At 64.2% G+C, this 19135-nt stretch carries 21 protein-coding genes; 5 read left to right on the top strand and 16 right to left on the bottom strand.

All coding sequences use genetic code 11. From position 1 onward, the window contains the following. The first annotated feature begins 29 nt into the window (after positions 1 to 29). Positions 30 to 803 (top strand): DeoR/GlpR family DNA-binding transcription regulator, encoded by a 774-nt coding sequence (locus tag QEN71_RS01335; protein ID WP_201651368.1) that lies wholly within the window; start codon positions 30 to 32, stop codon positions 801 to 803. A 22-nt stretch (positions 804 to 825) separates the two neighbouring features. Here QEN71_RS01335 and QEN71_RS01330 read toward each other — a convergent pair whose 3' ends face one another. The 4 genes from QEN71_RS01330 to QEN71_RS01315 form a co-directional block, all read right to left on the bottom strand. After that, on the bottom strand, positions 826 to 2508 hold the full coding sequence (locus QEN71_RS01330) for a Na/Pi cotransporter family protein (protein WP_201651450.1): 1683 nt from the start codon (positions 2506 to 2508) through the stop codon (positions 826 to 828). Positions 2509 to 2747: 239 nt separating this feature from the next. Further along, a complete protein-coding gene (gene lipA, locus QEN71_RS01325; protein WP_201651369.1) occupies positions 2748 to 3749 on the bottom strand; it encodes a lipoyl synthase in 1002 nt (333 codons plus the stop codon). Between the two features lie 13 nt (positions 3750 to 3762). Then, on the bottom strand, positions 3763 to 4530 hold the full coding sequence (gene lipB / locus QEN71_RS01320) for a lipoyl(octanoyl) transferase LipB (protein ID WP_201651370.1): 768 nt from the start codon (positions 4528 to 4530) through the stop codon (positions 3763 to 3765). 73 nt (positions 4531 to 4603) lie between these two features. Further along, positions 4604 to 4930 carry a DUF2917 domain-containing protein gene (locus tag QEN71_RS01315; protein ID WP_201651371.1) on the bottom strand — a complete coding sequence of 109 codons (327 nt, stop codon included), beginning with the start codon at positions 4928 to 4930 and terminating at the stop codon, positions 4604 to 4606. A gap of 98 nt (positions 4931 to 5028) precedes the next feature. Here QEN71_RS01315 and QEN71_RS01310 point away from each other — a divergent pair, with 98 nt between their 5' ends. Next, positions 5029 to 6033, top strand: coding sequence for a transcriptional regulator GcvA (locus QEN71_RS01310; protein WP_201651372.1), 1005 nt, complete (start codon positions 5029 to 5031; stop codon positions 6031 to 6033). Between the two features lie 24 nt (positions 6034 to 6057). Here the strand turns inward: QEN71_RS01310 and QEN71_RS01305 are convergent, their stop codons facing one another. From QEN71_RS01305 to QEN71_RS01265, 9 genes are all read right to left on the bottom strand, one after another. Then, a complete protein-coding gene (locus QEN71_RS01305; RefSeq protein ID WP_201651373.1) occupies positions 6058 to 6327 on the bottom strand; it encodes a DUF493 family protein in 270 nt (89 codons plus the stop codon). Positions 6328 to 6423: 96 nt separating this feature from the next. Further along, positions 6424 to 7653: a D-alanyl-D-alanine carboxypeptidase family protein gene (locus QEN71_RS01300; RefSeq protein WP_201651374.1), complete on the bottom strand. Its 1230-nt coding sequence runs from the start codon at positions 7651 to 7653 to the stop codon at positions 6424 to 6426. 397 nt (positions 7654 to 8050) lie between these two features. Continuing rightward, a complete protein-coding gene (locus QEN71_RS01295) occupies positions 8051 to 8695 on the bottom strand; it encodes an alpha/beta hydrolase (protein ID WP_201651375.1) in 645 nt (214 codons plus the stop codon). 33 nt (positions 8696 to 8728) lie between these two features. Beyond that, positions 8729 to 9052 (bottom strand): (2Fe-2S) ferredoxin domain-containing protein, encoded by a 324-nt coding sequence (locus QEN71_RS01290; protein ID WP_201651376.1) that lies wholly within the window; start codon positions 9050 to 9052, stop codon positions 8729 to 8731. 130 nt (positions 9053 to 9182) lie between these two features. Next, on the bottom strand, positions 9183 to 10343 hold the full coding sequence (locus QEN71_RS01285) for a VanZ family protein (protein WP_201651377.1): 1161 nt from the start codon (positions 10341 to 10343) through the stop codon (positions 9183 to 9185). Positions 10344 to 10373: 30 nt separating this feature from the next. Further along, positions 10374 to 11000 carry an ABC-type transport auxiliary lipoprotein family protein gene (locus tag QEN71_RS01280; RefSeq protein WP_201651378.1) on the bottom strand — a complete coding sequence of 209 codons (627 nt, stop codon included), beginning with the start codon at positions 10998 to 11000 and terminating at the stop codon, positions 10374 to 10376. Between the two features lie 18 nt (positions 11001 to 11018). Continuing rightward, positions 11019 to 11981, bottom strand: a complete 963-nt coding sequence (locus QEN71_RS01275) for an MlaD family protein (RefSeq protein ID WP_201651379.1) — start codon at positions 11979 to 11981, stop codon at positions 11019 to 11021. A gap of 18 nt (positions 11982 to 11999) precedes the next feature. After that, complete coding sequence (locus QEN71_RS01270) at positions 12000 to 12890, bottom strand: ABC transporter ATP-binding protein (protein ID WP_201651380.1); 891 nt, start codon at positions 12888 to 12890, stop codon at positions 12000 to 12002. Continuing rightward, positions 12887 to 14026 carry an MlaE family ABC transporter permease gene (locus QEN71_RS01265; protein WP_201651381.1) on the bottom strand — a complete coding sequence of 380 codons (1140 nt, stop codon included), beginning with the start codon at positions 14024 to 14026 and terminating at the stop codon, positions 12887 to 12889. The genes QEN71_RS01270 and QEN71_RS01265 overlap by 4 nt, the downstream gene beginning before the upstream one ends. Positions 14027 to 14212: 186 nt before the next feature. On the opposite strand from QEN71_RS01265, the gene QEN71_RS01260 reads away from it, so the two are divergent. The 3 genes from QEN71_RS01260 to QEN71_RS01250 are packed head-to-tail and all read left to right on the top strand — an operon-like array spanning position 14213 to position 16246. After that, positions 14213 to 15118 carry a biotin--[acetyl-CoA-carboxylase] ligase gene (locus QEN71_RS01260; protein ID WP_201651382.1) on the top strand — a complete coding sequence of 302 codons (906 nt, stop codon included), beginning with the start codon at positions 14213 to 14215 and terminating at the stop codon, positions 15116 to 15118. Further along, positions 15115 to 15969, top strand: coding sequence for a type III pantothenate kinase (locus tag QEN71_RS01255; protein WP_201651383.1), 855 nt, complete (start codon positions 15115 to 15117; stop codon positions 15967 to 15969). The genes QEN71_RS01260 and QEN71_RS01255 overlap by 4 nt, the downstream gene beginning before the upstream one ends. Before the next feature lie 40 nt (positions 15970 to 16009). Further along, the gene (locus QEN71_RS01250; protein ID WP_201651451.1) at positions 16010 to 16246 is read left to right on the top strand and encodes a hypothetical protein; all 237 of its coding nucleotides are present in this window, start codon (positions 16010 to 16012) and stop codon (positions 16244 to 16246) included. 42 nt (positions 16247 to 16288) lie between these two features. On the opposite strand, the gene rfaE2 is transcribed toward QEN71_RS01250, so the two are convergent. The 3 genes from rfaE2 to QEN71_RS01235 all read right to left on the bottom strand — a co-directional run bounded on the left by rfaE2 (position 16289) and on the right by QEN71_RS01235 (position 19047). Beyond that, positions 16289 to 16771 (bottom strand): D-glycero-beta-D-manno-heptose 1-phosphate adenylyltransferase, encoded by a 483-nt coding sequence (rfaE2, locus tag QEN71_RS01245; RefSeq protein WP_201651384.1) that lies wholly within the window; start codon positions 16769 to 16771, stop codon positions 16289 to 16291. A gap of 135 nt (positions 16772 to 16906) precedes the next feature. Beyond that, positions 16907 to 17779, bottom strand: coding sequence for a ferritin family protein (locus tag QEN71_RS01240; RefSeq protein ID WP_201651385.1), 873 nt, complete (start codon positions 17777 to 17779; stop codon positions 16907 to 16909). 521 nt (positions 17780 to 18300) lie between these two features. Then, positions 18301 to 19047, bottom strand: a complete 747-nt coding sequence (locus QEN71_RS01235; RefSeq protein WP_201651386.1) for a PhaM family polyhydroxyalkanoate granule multifunctional regulatory protein — start codon at positions 19045 to 19047, stop codon at positions 18301 to 18303. Between the last annotated feature and the right edge of the window lie 88 nt (positions 19048 to 19135).

The raw sequence follows: 19135 nt of genomic DNA, 5'->3' as shown, positions 1-19135 counted from the left end.
CAAATACGAACAGGCGAGGAACGATACGCATGTGGCAGGAAGACCGTCATCAGAGAATACGCGCGCTGCTCTCGACCCTCAAACGCGTGTCGACGGAGCGCATCATGGCGGACCTCGGCGTATCGCGCGAAACCGTGCGGCGCGATCTGCTCGACCTCGAAGCGCTCGGTGAATTGCGTCGCGTGCATGGCGGCGCGATCAGGCCCGCCGACGAAGCGCCCATCGCCGAACGTGCGCAGACGCACGTGAAATCGAAGAAGGCGATTGCGAAGGCTGCGACGGGTGTGGTCGCGAGCGGCCAGACGTTGTTCATCGATGCGGGCACGACGACAGCGGCACTCGCCGACGAACTCGCGAAGCTCGCGAACCTCACCATCATCACCAACTCGATCGACGTCGCGATGAAGATGCGCGGCGCGCCGGACCAGCGCGAATCGTGGGCGAACGAAGTAATTCTGCTGGGCGGCTCGATCAGCGACCGTGCGCTATCGACCACAGGCGACACGACCATCCTCGACATCCAGCGATATCGCGCGGATATCGCGTTGCTGTCGCCCGTCGGTGTCGATGCAAAAAATGGCGCGAGCAATTACGACCGCGCGGAAACGGAAGTCGCGCGCGCGATGGTGGCGAACGCGGACAGCGTCGTGATACTCGCGGATTACAGCAAGATCGGACAGCGCAGCCGCATCGCGTACTGTGCGCCTGAGAAGATCGATCTGCTGATAACGAATCGCAAAGCGGCAGACGTTGCCACTTTTACGCAGATCAAGCGCAAAGTGGGCAAGGTGATACTCGCGTGAATGCGTGTGCCGTCCGCGTCATTCATGGCGGTTGAGTGAGCGTCACGGCAGGCACCGCGTCATGCATGCGCTTGCGCAAGCGCGTATCGTGCAGCGCGCCCGCTGCGTCGAGTACGGGATACGCAGTCGAACAAAACAGCGAGTTGAGCCGCTTCATGTCGCTGATCACATCCAGATGCAGTGCGCTCGTTTCGATGCTGCGCAACGTCTCTCCGGCGAGCCGGTCGAGATGCTTGTACGAGTACGCGCGCTCGAGATCGCGAAAGCGCTCTTTCTCCGCGAGCAGCAGTTCGGCGCAGCGCAGGTCGTTGTTCAGAAATACCGACATGCCCAACTGAAGATTGCCGACGAGCCGTGTATGCAGGTCGTCGAGTTCGGCGAGACCTTCTTCGGAAAACGCGAGGCGGTGCGCAATCTTCTTCTCTTCGATGTCGGTGACGATGCGCTCGATAATGTCGCCCGCATGTTCGAGGTTGATGGTCAGCGCGATGATATCCGTCCAGCGGCGGCTGTCGGCGTCATCGAGCTGTTCGCGCGAAACGCGCGCCAGATACGCCTTGACCTCCGCATACAGATGATCGACATCGTCGTCCATGCGGATCGTGTCGCGTGCCTTGTTCGGATCGTTGTGATGGATCAGATGCGAGACGTTGTCGAGCATCGCGCGCACGATGTCGCCGATCCGCAGCACTTCGCGCGCGGCGTTGGCCAGCGCGAGCGTCGGCGTCGCGATGGAAGCGGTGTCGAGATGGATCGGATGAAGCTGGCCGTTCGGCTCTGGCCGCTCCGGCAAAACGCGGCAACTGGCGCGTGCGACGGCGTCGATCAGCGGCAGGCACGCGCAGCAGCGCAGCGTGTTGTAGATCACGTGGAAGCCGACCACGGCCTCCCGCGGATTGTTGATCAATACAGGCAGGCCGCGCGCGAGCAATGATGTGAACGGCAGGATCAGCAATGCGCCCGCCAGCTTGAATGCGAGGCTGCCAAGCGCAAGACGGCGCGCCGCCGTGTTCTGCGCGAGTGTGCCTGCAAGTGCAAGCAGGCCGCTGCCGAGATTTGCGCCGATCACCAGACACAGCGCCACCTTCAACGAAATCACACCCGACGACGCGAGCGTCGCCGTCAACAGCACGGCTGCCAGACTCGAATATGAAATGACGGCGAAGGTCGCGCCGACCAGCGCGTCGAGCATCGTGTCGCCCGTCAATGCGCCGAACATCACGCGCACGCCGGCGCCGTGCATCATCGGCTGCGCGCTTTCGACGATCAGATGCAGCGCCAGCAAGATCAGCCCCAGGCCGATCGCCGTGCGTCCCACCTGGCCCAAACGGTTCTGCTTGCGAGAAAGAAAGAGCGGCACGCCGAAGACGATCAGAAACGGCGACAGCCACGACAGATCCAGTGTGAGAATGCGCGCCATCAGCGCCGTGCCGACATCGGCGCCCAGCATGATGGCGAGACCACATGCGAGCGGCAGCATACCCTGTGCCGCAAACGAGGTGACGATCATCGCAGTCGCGTTGCTGCTCTGCACGAGGCTCGTGACGCCGACGCCCGCCGCAAAGGCCTTCACGCGGCTGTTCGTGCTGCGCGCCAGCGCGCGGCGCAGATCGGCACCCCACACGCGCAGAATGCCGGTGCGCACGATATGCGTGCCCCACACCAGCAACGCGACACCCGACAGCAAGTTCAGCAGAATCAGCATAGGCACGACGCACCAGGACTCCCGCGATTGCCCAGGATGCCTGCGCCGTCATGACTGGACGCATGCGTCCCGAACTCTTGCTGCCTAGTGTTGCACAATTCTGCGTTTTTGTACTTTTGTGCGTTTTGCTGTTTTGTGGCATTTGCAACAGATTGTGTACACGCGCCACCCGTCGCCGAAAACAAAAAAGCCCGCTTTCGCGGGCTTTTTCTTCAAGCTGCTGCTAGTGCGGTCGACGTTCAGACCACACCGGCATCATGTGCCTGCACATCGGCGTGATAGCTCGAACGCACCATTGCGCCGACGGCCGCGTGCGTGAAGCCCATCTTGTACGCTTCTTCTTCGTACATCTTGAACGTGTCCGGATGCACATACGCGCGCACGGGCAAATGGTGCTCGGACGGCTGCAGATACTGGCCGATCGTCAACATGTCCACGTTGTGCTCGCGCAGATCGCGCATCACTTGCAGGATCTCTTCTTCCGTTTCGCCGAGGCCGACCATCAGACCGGATTTCGTCGCGACGTTCGGATGCAGCGCCTTGAAGTCCTTCAGCAGCTTCAGCGAATGCGCGTAGTCCGAACCCGGGCGCGCTTCCTTGTACAGACGCGGCACCGTTTCGAGGTTGTGGTTCATCACATCGGGCGGCGCCGCATTCAGAATGCCGATCGCGCGATCGAGACGGCCGCGGAAGTCCGGCGTCAGAATTTCGATGCGCGTTTCCGGCGACAGCTCGCGCGTTTTCTGAATGCACTCGACGAAATGCGCCGCACCGCCGTCACGCAGATCGTCGCGGTCGACGCTGGTGATCACCACGTACTTGAGCTTCAGCGCAGCGATGGTGCGCGCGAGGTTGCCCGGTTCTTCCGGATCGAGCGGATCGGGACGGCCGTGACCGACGTCGCAGAACGGGCAGCGGCGCGTGCACTTGTCGCCCATGATCATGAACGTCGCGGTGCCCTTGCCGAAGCATTCGCCGATGTTCGGGCAGCTCGCTTCTTCGCACACCGTATGCAGATTGTGTTCGCGCAAAATCTGCTTGATCTCGTAGAAACGCGAATTGCCCGTCGCGGCCTTCACGCGGATCCAGTCGGGCTTCTTCAGCTTTTCGATGGGGACGATCTTGATCGGAATGCGCGCGGTCTTGGCTTGCGCCTTCTGCTTGGCGGTAGCGTCGTAAGCTGCGGGAGCAGCGCCGTTGACGGGACTCGAGGCTGCGGGATTCGCGGTAACGTCAGTCATTCGTTCGTTCCAGTCAGGCGGTGATGGCACCGGCCTGCGGTTGGCCGACGGCTGCGGGGATGCCGTCGATGTTGGCGATGAGGCTTGCTGCAAGGGTTCGGGCTACGTCGTCCCAGCCGGCTGCGACGCCGAGCGTCGCCATGTCGACTGTTTCGAGCCCCGCGTAACCACACGGATTGATGGCGAGAAACGGCTGCAGGTCCATTTTCACGTTCAGGCTGACGCCGTGATAGCTGCAACCATTACGGATCTTCAGGCCCAGCGCGGCGATCTTCGCGCCGGCGTGCAGCCCGGCGTTCGGCTGATCGGGCGAAACGTAGATGCCCGGCGCGCCCGCCTTGCGTTCACCGGCGAGATTATACGCCGCGAGAGTGTCAATCACGGCCTGCTCGATCCGCGTCACCAGCTCGCGCACCATCAGCTTGCGACGCCGCAAATCGAGCAGCAGATAACCGACCACCTGGCCCGGACCGTGATACGTGATCTGTCCCCCGCGATCGACCTTGACGAGCGGAATGCCGCTGTCGGCGGCCAGCAGATGCGCGGGATCGCCGGCCTGGCCGAGCGTAAAAACGGGCGGATGTTCGACCAGCCAGATTTCGTCCGATGTTTCGGACGTGCGCGAATCGGTGAACGCGCGCATCGCGTCGAAGCTGGCCTGATAGTCCTCCGACCCGCGCCAGCGCACGATCACCGGCTGCGCGGCTGCGTCAGACCCAGCAGCGACGGGCTCGACAGGACTGGAAGATTCGGGGGAAGGTGAAACCGGCGTGGCACACATGATTGCGGCAGTTTACCGAAATCCGGCGTGCCTCGCCGAGCGCGAAGGCAATAAGTGGGATCTGATTTGTGAATCAGACGGTGCGCCATCCGGAGCGCAGCCACGCCCCGAACCGATCGCCGACCCGCGCGAACCAGTTGAGCGCCTTTTGATCCGGCCGCGTCGGCACGTGGAATGCGACTCGCGCCTGCGTGCCGCGCTCGACGGACAGCCACAGCCGCTCGCCGCGCCGCAGACGCAGCGTTTTGCCCGGTTCGAGCCAGTAATCTTCAACATCGTCGCTGCGCGTCACCCACACCGCGCCGCCCGACACGGCCAGCCGCGTGCTGCGGGTGACCTTCATCGGAACGGTTTCACCGGCTACGATTTCAAACGTGATGCTAGAGGAAATTTCTCGCATGATGGCCTCGCCAAAAATCGTTTCATGGCTACAATCGTAGGCGTGACAAGGGTTTACGCCAAACGATCATTTTTCACGGTTATGTGAGAAAAATTGCGATGGATCTCCGTCAACTACCTGCACTGAACGCGATCAAGGCCTTCGAGGCCGCTGCCCGCCACGAGAGCTTCTCGCGCGCCGCCGACGAGCTGTACGTCACGCATGGCGCCGTCAGCCATCAGATCCGCGCGCTCGAAGAGGAACTCGGCGTGAAGCTGTTCGCGCGCGACGGCAAGCGCGTGCGGCTCACCGATATCGGCCGCCGTTACGCCGCGCAGGTGCGCACGGCGCTGATTTCGCTGGCGGAAGCGACGCGCGAGATTCGCGCCGGCGACCGCGACAGGCGGCTCGTCGTGTCGATGCTGTCGTCGTTCGCGGCGCGCTGGGTGACGCCGCGCATCGGCCGGTTCATCGAGGCGAATCCGCAGTGGGATCTCGAACTGCTGTCGACCAACGCGCTGACCGATTTCGCCCGCGACGACGTCGATTGCGCGATCCGCTTCGGCTACGGCGACTATCCGGGGCTGCATGCGGAATTGCTGCTCGAAGAAGTGTTTTTCCCCGCGTGTTCACCGACGTTCAACGGCGGCAATCTGCCGAAAACGCCCGCCGATCTCGCAAACGTGCCGCTGCTGCGTTCCGACGACGAGCTATGGCGTCCGTGGTTCGACGCGGCTGGTCTGACCGACTTGCCCGAGCCGAAGCGCGGCGTGCTGTATCAAGATTCGTCGAATCTGCTGCAGGCGGCGATCGATGGACAGGGCGTCGCGCTCACGCGCCGTTCGCTGGCCATGCACGAAGTCGCGGCCGGCCGGCTCGTGCGGCTGTTCGATATCGACGGACCGAGCCCGTGGCAGTACTACTTCATCTGCACGCCGCAGTTGATGCAGACAGCGCGTGTGAAGGCGTTTCGGGATTGGGTGTTCGATGAAGTCGGGCGCTTCAGGCTGCTATTCGAGAAAGCGTGCACCGAGAATGCGATGCGCTCGGCGACGGATGGCGCCGACACGCGTGAACCGAACGCATTGCACGTCCAGCTTCCGGCTGCGCAGGCGGAGCGCTGACACGCGCCGCCCACTCGCCGAGAATTACAGCACCACCTTGACCATCGGATGCCCGGTCAGCGCCCGATAAATGTCGTCCAGATGCTCGCGATTCAGCGCCCGCACCGTCACCGTCAAACCGGTGTAGTTGCCGCCGCTCGACGGCCGCACTTCGACACGCTCCGCGTCGAATTCGCCGTCGAACTGGCGGATCACCTCGACGATCGTCGTCTGGAAATCCGGGTGCGACTTGCCCATCACCTTGATGGGGAAATCGCACGGAAAATCTATCAATGATTCGTTCACGGGACTCATCCTCGACTCCTTTACTCACCGCACGCAATCACCCTATATGATTGCGCGCGGCGAAAAAGCAAGCCGCAGATTCTTGCTTTTCGACTTGTCTACGGCTTACTTCTTCTTGTTGAACATCAGCATCATCGAATCCCACACGCGGCCGACGATGCCCGCCTGCGGCACAGCCTGCAGCGCGACGAGCGGCACTTGCGCGAGCGTCTTGCCGTCGGCGACGAACTTCACCGTGCCGACCTGCTGGCCCTGCGAAATCGGCGCGATCAGCGGTTCGGCGTGCTCGACCTGCGGCTTGACCTTGTCGGCCATGCCCTTCGGCAGCGTGATGTACTGGTCGGTCGTCACGCCGAGCTTCACGGTGTCTTGCGAGCCCTTGTAGACGCGCGGCGTCTCGACGACCTGATTCGCCTTGTACAGGCGCACCGCGTCGTACGCGGAGTAGCCGTAGTTCAGCATCTTCAGGCTGTCCTGCACGCGGTCGTGTTCCTTCTGCTCGCCCATCATCACCGACACCAGACGGCGCGACGCATCGGGGACGCCCGGCAGCGAACGCTTCGCGCTCGCGATCAGGCAGTAGCCGGCCGCTTGCGTGTGACCCGTCTTCAGGCCGTCGACGGTCGGGTCGATCCACAGCAGACGGTTGCGGTTCGGCTGCTTGATCTTGTTATACGTGAATTCCTTGACCGAGAAGATGTTGTAGTAATCCGGGTAGTCGCGGATCAGGCGCGCCGACAGGATGGCGAGGTCGCCCGCCGTCGTGTAGTGCTGCGGATCGGGCATGCCGTTCACATCGGCGAAGTGCGTGTTCTTCATGCCGAGCTTTTGCGCTTCCGCGTTCATCATGTTGACGAACTGCGCTTCGCTGCCGCCGACCAGTTCGGCCAGCGCGATCGCGGCGTCGTTACCCGACTGCACGATCATGCCGTACACGAGGTCGTGCACCGTCACGGGCTTGTTCGCCTCGATGAACATGCGCGATTCGTCGTTGCGCACGCGGCGCACCGCTTCGCTCGGATTGATCGACTGATCCATCGTGATCTTCTTCGACGCCAGCGCTTCGAACGTGAGATACGCGGTCATCAGCTTGGTCAGCGAAGCCGGTTCCACGCGCTCATCGGCATTGGCGGAAGCGAGCACCTGGTTGCTGGTGGCATCGACGAGCACCCACGAGCGTGCGTTCACGCCCGGCGGCGGCACTTGCGCGAACGCGGTGCCGGCGACCAGCGCGGCCGGCAGCGCGAGACCCAGCGCGAATTTGCTGGCGGCGGATTGCGGAACGAAGGAAGCGAGACGGGCGAGGCTGACGGAGCCGGAGTTCGAAAAGCGCATAGGGTGGATTCGGGCAGAAATGTGCTGGGCGCGCAAAAGGGTGCGCAGTTCGGAGGATTCGCGTGATGCCGGACTAACAGTCGCCGCCGCAAGGAAGCGGCGTCGTTTCGACTGCTCGTCAGACTGTCTGCCACGCGGTCGGTTCGCGCAGCGCGCCTCGCATCTCGCGCCGAATTCGCCGCCATGAACTCACGAGCAAGGCGATTCGATCCACCAGACGGGCAACGCTGCGCCCAAAAAAGAGCGCTCATTATACGCGCGGCCGCCTGACAATTTGCCCTACGCCTTTGAGTTTTCCCGCTATTTCCGAGGGTTTTTTGCAACATGAGCGGCACGCGGCCGCTCATTATTCCGGTCATTTTTTCGCTTATTTTCCGGATACGTCAGCGAGGCGTAATCAACGCCACGCGTCGACGATGATGCGCTTCAGAATATGCAGCTTGCGATGCAGAAAATGCTCGGCGCCCGGAATCACGACGACGGGCAGTTCCTGCGGCTGCGCCCAGTCGAAAACCGACTGGATCGGCACCGTATCGTCGGTTTCGCCGTGAATCACGAGCGTGTTTTCCGGCACGGGCGCGACGTCCCAGCGGCTCGCCGCCGTGCCGACGAACACCATCCGCTCGATCTCCTGCCCTTCCTCGCGCAGCCGCGCGGCAACGTGCGACAGCACGAACGTGCCGAACGAAAAGCCCGCGAGCACGAGCGGCAGATCGGCCTGACCCGGCTGCGCGCGCATGTGGTCGAGCACGGCGCGCAAGTCGTCGCGTTCGCCGACGCCCGCGTCATGCGTGCCCTGCGTTTCGCCGACGCCCCGAAAATTCGAGCGATATGTGATGTAGTTCAGCCCGACCAGCGTGCGCGCGAGCGTCTGCGCGACCTTGTTGTCCATCGTGCCGCCAAAGAGCGGATGCGGATGCGCGACGAGCGCGATGCCGCGCGGCGCAGCGCCGCCGTCGCGGCTGGCGTCGGGGGCGTCGACGGCCACTTCGATCTTGCCCACCGGGCCGTCGATCAGATATTTCTTCGTGTGTACGTTCATCTTGTGTGGACAGGTGACGCGGTTAGCAGTGGATCAACGGTCGATCAGCAGCCGCTCGACGATCTTGCCGTTTGCCAGATGCGAATCGACGATTTCGTCGATATCGGTCTTGTCGACGTACGTGTACCAGACGCCTTCCGGATACACGACGATGGTCGGACCTTCCTCGCAGCGGTCCAGACACCCCGACTTGTTGATACGCACCTGGCCGGGACCGGCAAGGCCGAGCTGCTTCACGCGTTTCTTCGCGTATTCCTGCATTTCCTGCGCATTGCAGTTCGCGCAGCTAGGACGCGACGCGCCCGGTTCGCGCTGGTTCAGACAGAAAAAGACGTGATGCTTGAAGAAGGAATCCATGATGGCTGACGTGTGAGATCCGTCGCGAGGCGCGCAGCATGCATTGCGCGGCCCGCCGGAAGCAGGGATAAGAGGTCCCGTCGATTATAACGACGGGGCTCGAACATCGCAGATCGCTGCTGACGCGCCGTCACGCGCGCGACCCGCGCCGTTTCGACAGCAATGCCCGTTCCGCCGACAAACCGACCCACACGAGCACAGCATACGGCCACATCCACGCGAGCCAGCGCGCGAGCCCGTTGAAATGCAGATAGCGCCCTTGCCGCCAGTCGGCGAGCACGACGTCGAAATACGGATTCACGGGTAGCAGATTGACGAACACGAGCGACAGGCCGAGCGCAACGGCCGCGAGCGCGGCGCGCGAACTGCGCGGCAGCTTCAACGTCAGCAACATCGCGACAAAGCCGCTGACAAGGCCGATCAGCGCGCCCGGCGTCGCCCAGTTGAACGCGAGCCCCGATTGCGATTGCAGGAAGGTCGCGCCCGCTTTCACCGCGAGCGTCGCCACGACGAACGCGATCAAAAGGCGCACGCGCGGCGCGCGCTCGCGCATCGGCAGCGACGCGAGCGCGCCCGCCGCCAGCAGGTTGAGCGCCGTGATGACGGCTTCCCACGCGTCGTCGGGCATCCACGCCGCGGCAAGCGCGGGCCACGCGGGCACGTGCCACGCAGCGGGCGTCCACGCGAGCAACGCGTCCTGCATCGTCGAATCGGAGCGCAGCCACAACTCGCGCGGCCATGTGCCGAGCCCGAGCAGCAATGGCGACGGATACATCGTCGCGAACGGCCACAAAGCCGCGAGGCCGATCACAGCCGTGCTGTCGCGTTCGAACCAGAGAAAGCGCATCCGGCGCAGCATCCCGCGATCGAGCAGCGCGCCCGTCAGCGGCGACATCAGCGTCGCGCCGAACAGCGCGCCCAGCGCATTCGCCGCGAGATCGAGATTCGACGCGACGCGCGTCGGCAGATAGGTTTGCACCGCTTCCATCACGCCTGACAGCAGCGTGCCGAGCCCGAACGCGAACGCGACGGCAAGCGCGCCGCGCCAGCGCGGATAAACGGCGAGCACGACGAGCGCGCCGAACGGCATGTAGCCGAGCACGTTCGTCACGACATCGAAAGCGGTCAGGTATTGCGGAACGGGATCGAACAGATAGTCGAGCGGCCCGAGGCCGAGCGAGCGCCAGCCATAGAACGGATACCACGATCCATACACGATCAGCGCCGCATACAGCACCAGCGCCTGCCTCGCGAACGCCGACGGACGACGCTGCCACGGCTTGTCAGCCATGCAGCGCCTCCGTGGCTGCGCGGCGACCCGTCATTGCTGCGCGACGAGCGCCTGCACGCCGAGCCATGCGGAAAGTTGCGCGACGAGGTCGTCGGTGGCGGCAGCGAGCGCACGCGCGCCGCCCGCCGCATCGGCCGAACTTGCGGGCGCGCGCGAGAGGAAGGTGCGCTGCCCGGCAACCTTGCCGCCGACGATCAGCGTCGCGCGCGCCGTCACGGAACCATGGCTTTCGGACTCGCCGTCGAAATCCTGCTCGAACACGTCGAGGTCCACCTTCAGCACGGGCGCGCTCACGCCGTCGGAGCCCGTGAGCACCGTGCCGCGCGACGACAGCGCGTTACGCAGACGCTGCGTCATCAGTTGCGCGGGCGGCATCGTCCAGTGGCTGTTCGCGTAGGCGGCCGTCTGCTGCGAATCGGAATAGCCGAGACGGTAAACGAGCTTGTCGGTATTGAGATTGGCGGGTGCCGTGACGTCGAGCACCTTGATGGCCGGCATCGTGCCCGTGCTGGACGGCAGCGGCGCCGGGCCGAAGTCGTAGCGGATGTCGGAGAGCGCCGCGGGATTGCCCGCGCAGCCAGCCAGCGCGCCGAGCGCAAGCAGCACGGCAGCGAGCGCGGCGCGCGAGGTGAAGAGTCGGTTGATCGAGCGTGTCATGCTGTTATTCCCTTAAATTCATTTGGCCGCGTGGCCAGCGGGCCACACGAAGCCCGGTTCGCCGGGGCCGGGCGCTGCGCGCGGCGCACCGAACAGCACGCTGTTCGGCGTCTCGCTGAAGGTGTCGGCGGCACGGTCGACGGAACGCACGGCAGAGCGCACGTCGTCGGCCAGCGAGTTCACGCGCGGCAAGGTGTCGTAACCGACGCGCGCCGAGATGTCCTGCAGCGTCGCGTTCATCGCCGTCAGCGCGTCGCCCGCCTGCTGCGCGGCCGTGCCGACCTTGTTCAGCGTGCCTTCGAGCGGACCGTCCGGGCGATTCAGGCTCGTGATCATCCGGTTCGTCGACGCAAGCGTCTGGTCCAGCTGATTGAGCGTGTTCGGCAGCTTGCCGACGGCGGGGCCCATCTGTGTCGTGAGCGTCGTGACGCCGTCAGCGGCGTGCTGCAGGCTTGCCGCCGTCGCCAGCAACTGGTCACGCATTTCCGGTGACAGCAGCGCGTCGACGTCGCGCACCGTCTTTTCGAGCTGCCGGATCAGGATGTCGCCGCGCGCCTGCAACTGGTCGAGCAGGCCCGGGCGCATCGGCAGTTGCGCAACGTTTTTCGCCGACGACGCGAGCGGCGACGTATCGCGCCCCGTATCGTCGAGCTGGATGAACGCGAGGCCCGTGACGCCCTGCAGCCCGAGGCTGCCGAACGTCGAATGCGTGATCGGCGCGTTCTTGTCGACGAGGATGCGGATCAGAATCTGCCCCGGATGTTCGCGGTCGAATTTGATCGACTGCACCTTGCCGACGTCGAGGCCGCGATATCGTACCGCAGCATCCGGGTACAAACCTGTGACATTGGTGCGTGCAATCAGATCGAAAGGTATGCGGACCGACCGGTCCACGTTGAACAGAAACGCCGCCGCGGCAATCGCAGCCACCATCACGACGGTGAAGAGCCCGGCCCAGAAGGCGTGTGATTTATTTTCCATTGTCAGGTTCCCTGGCGTTCATGGCGCGGTGCGCAGCGGAAGCGCTTCCGTCGCGGGTTCGAGCGCCTCGGGCGGCAATTTGCCGCGGCGTTCCGGCGACAACCCCTGCAACGCGAGCCGCCCGCGCAGTCCGAGAAAGTACTCGCGGATGAACGGGTGATCGAACCCCGCCACTTCCTCGACGGGCGCCGCCACGATCACCGTGCGGTCGGCGATCACGGCAACGCGCGTCGACAGCGCGACCATCGTGTCGAGATCGTGCGTCACCATGACGACCGTCAGGCCGAGCGCGCGATGCAGTGCGCTGATCAGTTCCACGAATTCGTCCGAGGCCTGCGGATCGAGGCCTGCCGTCGGTTCGTCGAGAAACAGGAGTTCGGGTTCGAGCGCGATCGCGCGCGCGATGCCCACGCGCTTCACCATCCCGCCCGACAATGCAGCCGGCATCTTCGAAGCGTGCTTGCACGGCAGCCCGACCATTTCGAGCTTCAGCATCACGATGTCGCGCAGCAGGTCTTCCGGCACCTTGCCGAGTTCGCGCAGCGGCTGCGCGATATTGTCGAACACCGACAGCGACGAAAACAGCGCGCCGTGCTGGAACAGCATGCCCGAGCGCACGCGCATCAGGCGCGCTTCGTCGTCGTCGAGCTTCGACGTGTCCTCGCCGAACACCTTGATGCTGCCGGAAGTGGGCCGTTCAAGACCGAGAATCTGGCGCATCAGCGTGGTCTTGCCCGACCCCGAGCCGCCGACGATCGACACGATCTCGCCGCGCCGCACGTCGAAATCCAGATGCTGATGGACGACGTTGCGGCCGTAGCGTTTGCTCAGATTGCGCACCTCGATCACGGTTTCCGCGATCTCGGGCAGCGGCTGGTCCCGTACGGCAGTGGTGAGCGGCGCGATCATGACAACCCCACGTTCTGAAAGAGAATCGCGAACACGGCATCGGCGAGAATCACGATCGTGATCGACGACACCACGGAAGTCGTCGTGCCCTCGCCGAGACTCTGCGAATTGGCCTTGATGCGAAAGCCGAAGTGACAGCCGGCAATCGCGATCAGCATGCCGAACACCATGCCCTTGCCGAGCCCGATCCACAAGTTCGCGACGGGCACGACGCCCGGCAGCGCGCGAATGAAGTACGACACGTCGATCTGCAGCACGATCTTCGCGGCGAGCGCGCCGCCGAGCAGCGAGATGATGTTCGTCCACATCACGAGCAACGGCATCGCAAGGGACAGCGCGATCACGCGCGGCAGAATCAGACGCAGGCCGTGCGGAATGCCCATCACGCGCATCGCATCAAGTTCTTCCGTCACGCGCATCACGCCGATCTGCGCGGTGATGGCCGAACCGGAGCGCCCCGCGACGAGAATCGCCGACAGCACGGGCCCCAGTTCGCGCAGCACCGACATACCCAGAATATTCACGATGAACTGGTTCGCGCCGAACAGCCGCAGCTGCTGCGCGGACAGATAGCTCAGCACGATGCCGATCAGGAACGCGACGAGCGCCGTGATGGGGAGCGCCTGCGTGCCGGCGCTATACACATTCGCCGAAATCTCCTTCCACGGCGCGAGCTTCGGATTACGCGCGATCGACAGCAGGTCGAGGATCACGCGGCCGAACATCGCGACGCCGCCGTACACGTGCTCGAAGAAACTGAAGATGCCGAGGCCGAGCTTCGTGAACGGATCGAAGCGTTGTACGGCCTCCGGGCTCTCGCGTGCGGTGTCGAGCAAAGCGATGCGGTCGAAGATATCGCGCTGCGTGTCGTTGAGCGCGACGAGATCGCGCGGCAGCTTGTAGCCCCACACGCGCCACAGCGCCTGGCCGCCCACGTGATCCATGCGTTCGACTCGCGACAGATCCCACTGCGCAACGTGCGAGCGGCTGTCGACCAGTTCACGCAGACGTGGCAGCGCCTGTCCGTGCAGACGGTCGCGCGCGAGCGCGAGCGCCGTCCACTGGCCCGACAGGCGGACGATCTTGCCCTGGCTGCCTGCCGTGACTTCAAGTCCGGGAGGAGTGTCGTAGTTCAAGGATCGCGGGATCTCGTTATCGGATTAACGGGCATTGTAGCGAAGGGTTCGATAATGGGCCCTCGTGGTCTGCCTGTCTGAGCGGGGCGCCGCAAAACCGCACACGCCGCGCTGGCGGGCGCGCGCAACGTGCCGCTTCGCGATCTTGGGATCACGCTCGCTGGCGCAGTGGCTAAAATACGCTTCATGACTACCCCAACCTCCCCCAGCCCTTCGGGCGACTGGCGAATCGACCGGCAGCGCGCCGTTGCGCTGTTCGGCCCGGCCGCGCATGACTGGCCGATCGAAATCGTCGAAGAAACCGGCTCGACCAACGCCGACCTGATGGCGCGCGTGAAAGCGCTGCCGCGCGAACCGGGCGCGCTCGCGCGGCCGATCGTGCGCGTCGCCTATCTGCAGACGGCGGGACGCGGCCGGCGCGGCCGTCCGTGGTACGCGGAGCCCGGCAATGCGTTGCTGTTCTCGGTGGCGTGCGTGCTGCCGAGGCCGCTCGAAGGTCTCGCGGGATTGAGCCTCGCAGTTGGCGTCGCGCTTGTCGACGGCTTGCGCTCGCTGCCCGTCGACGGTCCCGGCCAGATCGCGCTGAAGTGGCCGAACGACGTGCTGCTCGAAGGCGACAAGCTGGCGGGCATCCTGATCGAAACGGCATGGAGTACGGCGGACGCAAGCGCCGTGGTGATCGGCATCGGCACCAACGTGAAAGGCGCCGACGAACTCGCGGCGAAAGTCGGCGCGCTCAACGCCGACGTGCCCGCGCAGGCACGCGGCGCGGTTCCGACGGCGCTGTCGCGCGCGCTGCCCAACGCGAATCTCACCGATACGCTCGCCGCCGAGCTGAACGCGCTCGAACCAGCGTTGCAGCGCTTCGGCGCCGAAGGCTTCGCGCCGTTCCGGCAACGGTGGAACGGCTGCCATGCGTATGCGGGACGCGATGTCGTGCTGTTCGAGCAAGGCGTGGAAATCGCGCGCGGCGTGGCGGCGGGTGTCGACGATCTCGGGCAGTTGCTGCTCGATACCCCGTCCGGCCAGCAATCTATCGCGACGGGAGACGTATCGCTGCGTCTCGCGGACGAAGGAAGCGGCGCTGCATGAGCGCGCCTTATCTGCTGATCGACGCGGGCAACAGCCGGGTCAAATGGGCGCTGGCTCAAGCCGATGGTACACAGACGCATTCAGGTGCGTTTTCACACGGCGGCCAGCTGGTAAAAGGAACCGGCGATCCCTTGCAATCAAGGCATGAGCCCGATTGGTCGACGTTGCCTGCGCCCGGTTCTGCATGGTTATCGAATGTCGCGGGCGACGCCGTCGCGCGCCGCATCGATGCATTCATCGACCGGCGATGGCCCGGTCTTGCGCGCACCACGATCCGCTCGGCTGCGCAGCAATGCGGCGTGACGAACGGATACACGACGCCGTCGCAGCTCGGTAGCGACCGCTGGGCCGGGATGATCGGCGCGCGCGCCGCGTTTCCGGGCGAGCCGCTGCTGATCGCGACCTTCGGCACGGCCACGACGCTCGAAGCCTTGAACGCAGACGGCGTGTTTGTCGGCGGATTGATCGCGCCTGGCTGGTCGCTGATGATGCGTTCGCTCGGCGAGCACACGGCGCAACTGCCGACGCTCGATGCCGCCGCCGCGCGCGGACTGCTGGCGGACGAACCGGCTGCGACGACACGCGCGGCCTGGTTCGCGACGGATACGCCGCGTTCGCTGTCGTCGGGATGCGCGTTGGCGCAAATCGGATTGATCGAGCGGATGTGGCGCGATCTGCAGGAAGAATGGCAAGTGCCCGTGCGGCTCGTCGTAGGCGGCGGCGCCGCGGGCGAACTGGTGCAGGCGCTTGGCGTGCCGTACACGCGTCACGACTCGCTGGTGCTGGCCGGACTCGCGCTGATTGCCGCGCAAGGTTCAGCCAATCCGTCGACGGACGCTCATCCGGCATGATCGCCGGGCCACATACCAAGGAAGCTGGAGAATCTCGATGATGCTGCGCTGGCTACTCGCCGTGCTCGTTCTGGCCAACATCCTCGCATTCATCACGATGCGCGGACTGTTCGGCCCTTCGCCTGCCGCAGGGCCGCGCGAACCGAATCACCTGAACCGGCAGGTCCGTCCGGAACAACTGCGCGTGCAGCCGATGTCGTCGACCGATGCAGCGGATCTCGCCGTTGTCGGCGGACCCGCGCCCATTGCGCCGGTCGCTGCTTCGGCGCTTCAGTAACGCCTGAAAGACGCGGGCGCTCTTGCCCGCGTCCTGCTGCGCTCACCCTTGAGCGCGCACCTTTTTCAGAAGCGCTGTCGTCGAGCGGTCGTGCTCGAATGGGATCGCCAGCGCCTTGCCGCCCCAACCGCGCACGAGCGCGGATTCCGGCAGCTTGTCCATGTCGTAATCGCCGCCCTTCACGAGCACGTCCGGATGCAGCGCTTCGATCAGCGCGACGGGCGTCTGCTCGCCGAAGCACACGACCCAGTCGACGCTCTCCAGCGCGGCCAGCAACGCCATCCGGTCGGCCTCGTTGTTGATCGGACGATCGTCGCCCTTGCCGAGCATGCGCACCGACGCATCGCTGTTCACGCCGACGATCAGCGTCGCGCCAAGCGCCTTCGCGTCCGCCAGATACGTGACGTGCCCGCGATGCAGGATATCGAAAACACCGTTCGTGAAGACCACCGGGCCTTTCAGCGACGGACGAAGTTGAGCGAGTGCGTCGCGTGTCGTGAGCTTGCGTTCGAAAGTAGCGGCCATGAGCGAAAACGTAGAACGGGTTTGAAGATGATGAGGCAAACACAAAAGAAAACGGCCCGGCGGTTTTTCACCAGCCGGGCCGTCGTGTTTCTGTGCGACGCATAGGGCTTTACACCTTGCGACGCGCGGCCCTTGTCAGGCCGGCTGTTGCACTGCGGGCTGTTCGGCCTGCAGGCGCGTCACGACTTCCTTGCGATAGCGGTTCAGTTCCTGAGCCGTCGTGAACGAGCGCTCGAACAGAATGGACAGGTTATGCAGAATGCGTTCGACCACCTTCTTTTCCCAGCCGTCGTCGAAACGGATCTGCTCGTCGAGCCAGCGTTCGAGCCATTCCGGATCGGGCAGACGCGACTGGATGGTGTCGCGCGGGAACAGCGCCTGATTCACGTGCAGGTTCGTGGGGTGCAGCGGCTTTTCAGTGCGGCGCGCCGAAGCCATCAGGACGCCGATCTTTGCGAACGCCGCACGCGCGCCGTCGCCGAAATTGGTCAGGGCCTTCTTCATGTAGCGCAGATACGCGCCGCCATGACGCGCTTCGTCGCGCGAAATGGTTTCGTAGATGGCCTTGATGACGGGCTCGGTATGCCATTCGGCTGCGCGGCGATACCAGTGATTCAGGCGGATTTCACCGCAGAAGTGCAGCATCAGCGTTTCGAGCGGCGGCGCCGGATCGAACTCGAAGCGCACCGCGTGAAGCTCTTCTTCCGTCGGCACCATTTCCGGCTTGAAGCGGCGCAGATATTCCATCAGCACCAGTGAGTGCTTCTGCTCTTCGAAGAACCACACGCTCATGAATGCCGAGAAATCGCTGTCGTGATGATTGTCGCGCAGGAACATTTCCGTGGCGGGCAGCGCCGACCATTCGGTGATCGCGTTCATCTTGATGGTCGCCGCCTGCTCATCGGTGAGCAGCGACGCGTCGAATTTGTCCCAGGGAATGTCCTTCTCCATGTCCCATCGAACGGATTCGAGCGATTTGTAAAGTTCCGGATAAAGCATGGTGTTCATGATCCCACCCCTGTTCTGCGCAAAGCGACGTCTGTTATGTCTGTTGCTAGTAAGCTGCCGACGCACGGAAACTTTCGGGAACTTCCCCTGTCGTCAGCGCAGCATTCGATTTTACGCGGTAATCGGCTGCCAAGAAGCATGTCGTTGGCAAAAGAAATACAGCGGTTCGTGATGCGCACGCGATTTTTGTGCCTCGCATGCGCGGCCAACCGTGGGTGAGGGAGAACCTGTGCCTGAGGTCGTGCCAGCTTGCCGCCCGAACGACGGCATTTGGGTCCGCAGCGGACGCACCAGCACCGGACGGCACCGGATAAACGGCGAATCTGGCAGTCTTCGCACGCGTCCGCTGACCAGAAAAAGCTTACACAATAATAGCATGCGGGTCCGCCCCGCCCCGTTTCCAGCCCGTCGAAACCTATTTTGAGATTGACGCAAAACAACGAGGGCGCGCGTTGTCCGCACGGCGTCAAACGAATGTGCTAGGCGCGGCGCCGGCACGCCGCGCGTCGTTTCACGGCCGGCTATCGGGTCATTCCCGATGTCGACGACGACTTCTTCGCAGCCGCTGCACCCGTGCGCTTCGTGGCCGACGCGCGCTTCGCCGCGGGGCGCGGCGTGTCGTCGGGTTGCGGCTGCGCGGCGCCTGCCGCATCGGGCTCAGGCGCCTCATCCGGTTCGAGATCGCTCGGCTCGATGCCCGCGCCCGCTTCCGATGCGCCCGTCGCCGTCGAGGCCGCCGGCTGCGCCATCGCGAACTGCGCGATCTGGTTGAACTGCGCCTGCAGCAGATTCCACCAGCCGGATGCGTCGAATGCGGGCGGCGGCGTCGACTCACCTGCTTCGCCCGCTTCCTGCGCGCTCGCGGCAGGCTGAGGCTCCGGCTGCTTCGGCGCTTCGGGCGGCGGCTGCGTCATCGATTGCTGCGCGAACGCGCCGAACGCCCGCAGCGTCGAGAGCGTCGCGCGCTGCACTTCGAGCGCCTGAATCGCCGATTGCAGCATGTTCAGATTGAGCTTGAGCCACTGCTCGACGGCGCGCATGTCGGTGATGCGCTTGTCGAGTTCTTCGACGTTCGTGAGCGGCGCCATCATGTCGGACATCATCGACAGCGACGGCACGAAGCCCTGCGACGAGCCAGGCGTCGTGCCCGGAAACGCCGCGCCGAACGGCGTGAGGCGCATCATGCCCCACATGCGATCGAGCATTTCGGCGGGCGGAAAGCCTGGAAAGCCCGGAAAGGGTGGCGTCGAGCCGGAGTTGTCGGTCATTGCTGAGCTCCTGTGTTCGGTTCTGGCTGTGAGGTTTATCGATGTTCGAAGTTCGCGGTTCGATCATACCGCGTGCATTTTCGCGGTG

The organism is Paraburkholderia sabiae (assembly GCF_030412785.1).
GTDB lineage: Bacteria > Pseudomonadota > Gammaproteobacteria > Burkholderiales > Burkholderiaceae > Paraburkholderia > Paraburkholderia sabiae.
The sequence above is the reverse complement of the archived record's forward strand: the minus strand, read 5'-3'. Positions and strand labels throughout refer to the sequence as shown.

What these genes read in the sequence shown, in the direction of transcription:
- QEN71_RS01335 (WP_201651368.1), top strand. Translation starts at nt 30, where the DNA reads ATGTGGCAGGAAGACCGTCATCAGAGAATACGCGCGCTGCTCTCGACC.
- QEN71_RS01330 (WP_201651450.1), bottom strand. Translation starts at nt 2,508, where the DNA reads ATGCTGATTCTGCTGAACTTGCTGTCGGGTGTCGCGTTGCTGGTGTGG.
- lipA (WP_201651369.1), bottom strand. Translation starts at nt 3,749, where the DNA reads ATGACTGACGTTACCGCGAATCCCGCAGCCTCGAGTCCCGTCAACGGC.
- lipB (WP_201651370.1), bottom strand. Translation starts at nt 4,530, where the DNA reads ATGTGTGCCACGCCGGTTTCACCTTCCCCCGAATCTTCCAGTCCTGTC.
- QEN71_RS01315 (WP_201651371.1), bottom strand. Translation starts at nt 4,930, where the DNA reads ATGCGAGAAATTTCCTCTAGCATCACGTTTGAAATCGTAGCCGGTGAA.
- QEN71_RS01310 (WP_201651372.1), top strand. Translation starts at nt 5,029, where the DNA reads ATGGATCTCCGTCAACTACCTGCACTGAACGCGATCAAGGCCTTCGAG.
- QEN71_RS01305 (WP_201651373.1), bottom strand. Translation starts at nt 6,327, where the DNA reads ATGAGTCCCGTGAACGAATCATTGATAGATTTTCCGTGCGATTTCCCC.
- QEN71_RS01300 (WP_201651374.1), bottom strand. Translation starts at nt 7,653, where the DNA reads ATGCGCTTTTCGAACTCCGGCTCCGTCAGCCTCGCCCGTCTCGCTTCC.
- QEN71_RS01295 (WP_201651375.1), bottom strand. Translation starts at nt 8,695, where the DNA reads ATGAACGTACACACGAAGAAATATCTGATCGACGGCCCGGTGGGCAAG.
- QEN71_RS01290 (WP_201651376.1), bottom strand. Translation starts at nt 9,052, where the DNA reads ATGGATTCCTTCTTCAAGCATCACGTCTTTTTCTGTCTGAACCAGCGC.
- QEN71_RS01285 (WP_201651377.1), bottom strand. Translation starts at nt 10,343, where the DNA reads ATGGCTGACAAGCCGTGGCAGCGTCGTCCGTCGGCGTTCGCGAGGCAG.
- QEN71_RS01280 (WP_201651378.1), bottom strand. Translation starts at nt 11,000, where the DNA reads ATGACACGCTCGATCAACCGACTCTTCACCTCGCGCGCCGCGCTCGCT.
- QEN71_RS01275 (WP_201651379.1), bottom strand. Translation starts at nt 11,981, where the DNA reads ATGGAAAATAAATCACACGCCTTCTGGGCCGGGCTCTTCACCGTCGTG.
- QEN71_RS01270 (WP_201651380.1), bottom strand. Translation starts at nt 12,890, where the DNA reads ATGATCGCGCCGCTCACCACTGCCGTACGGGACCAGCCGCTGCCCGAG.
- QEN71_RS01260 (WP_201651382.1), top strand. Translation starts at nt 14,213, where the DNA reads ATGACTACCCCAACCTCCCCCAGCCCTTCGGGCGACTGGCGAATCGAC.
- QEN71_RS01255 (WP_201651383.1), top strand. Translation starts at nt 15,115, where the DNA reads ATGAGCGCGCCTTATCTGCTGATCGACGCGGGCAACAGCCGGGTCAAA.
- QEN71_RS01250 (WP_201651451.1), top strand. Translation starts at nt 16,010, where the DNA reads ATGCTGCGCTGGCTACTCGCCGTGCTCGTTCTGGCCAACATCCTCGCA.
- rfaE2 (WP_201651384.1), bottom strand. Translation starts at nt 16,771, where the DNA reads ATGGCCGCTACTTTCGAACGCAAGCTCACGACACGCGACGCACTCGCT.
- QEN71_RS01240 (WP_201651385.1), bottom strand. Translation starts at nt 17,779, where the DNA reads ATGAACACCATGCTTTATCCGGAACTTTACAAATCGCTCGAATCCGTT.
- QEN71_RS01235 (WP_201651386.1), bottom strand. Translation starts at nt 19,047, where the DNA reads ATGACCGACAACTCCGGCTCGACGCCACCCTTTCCGGGCTTTCCAGGC.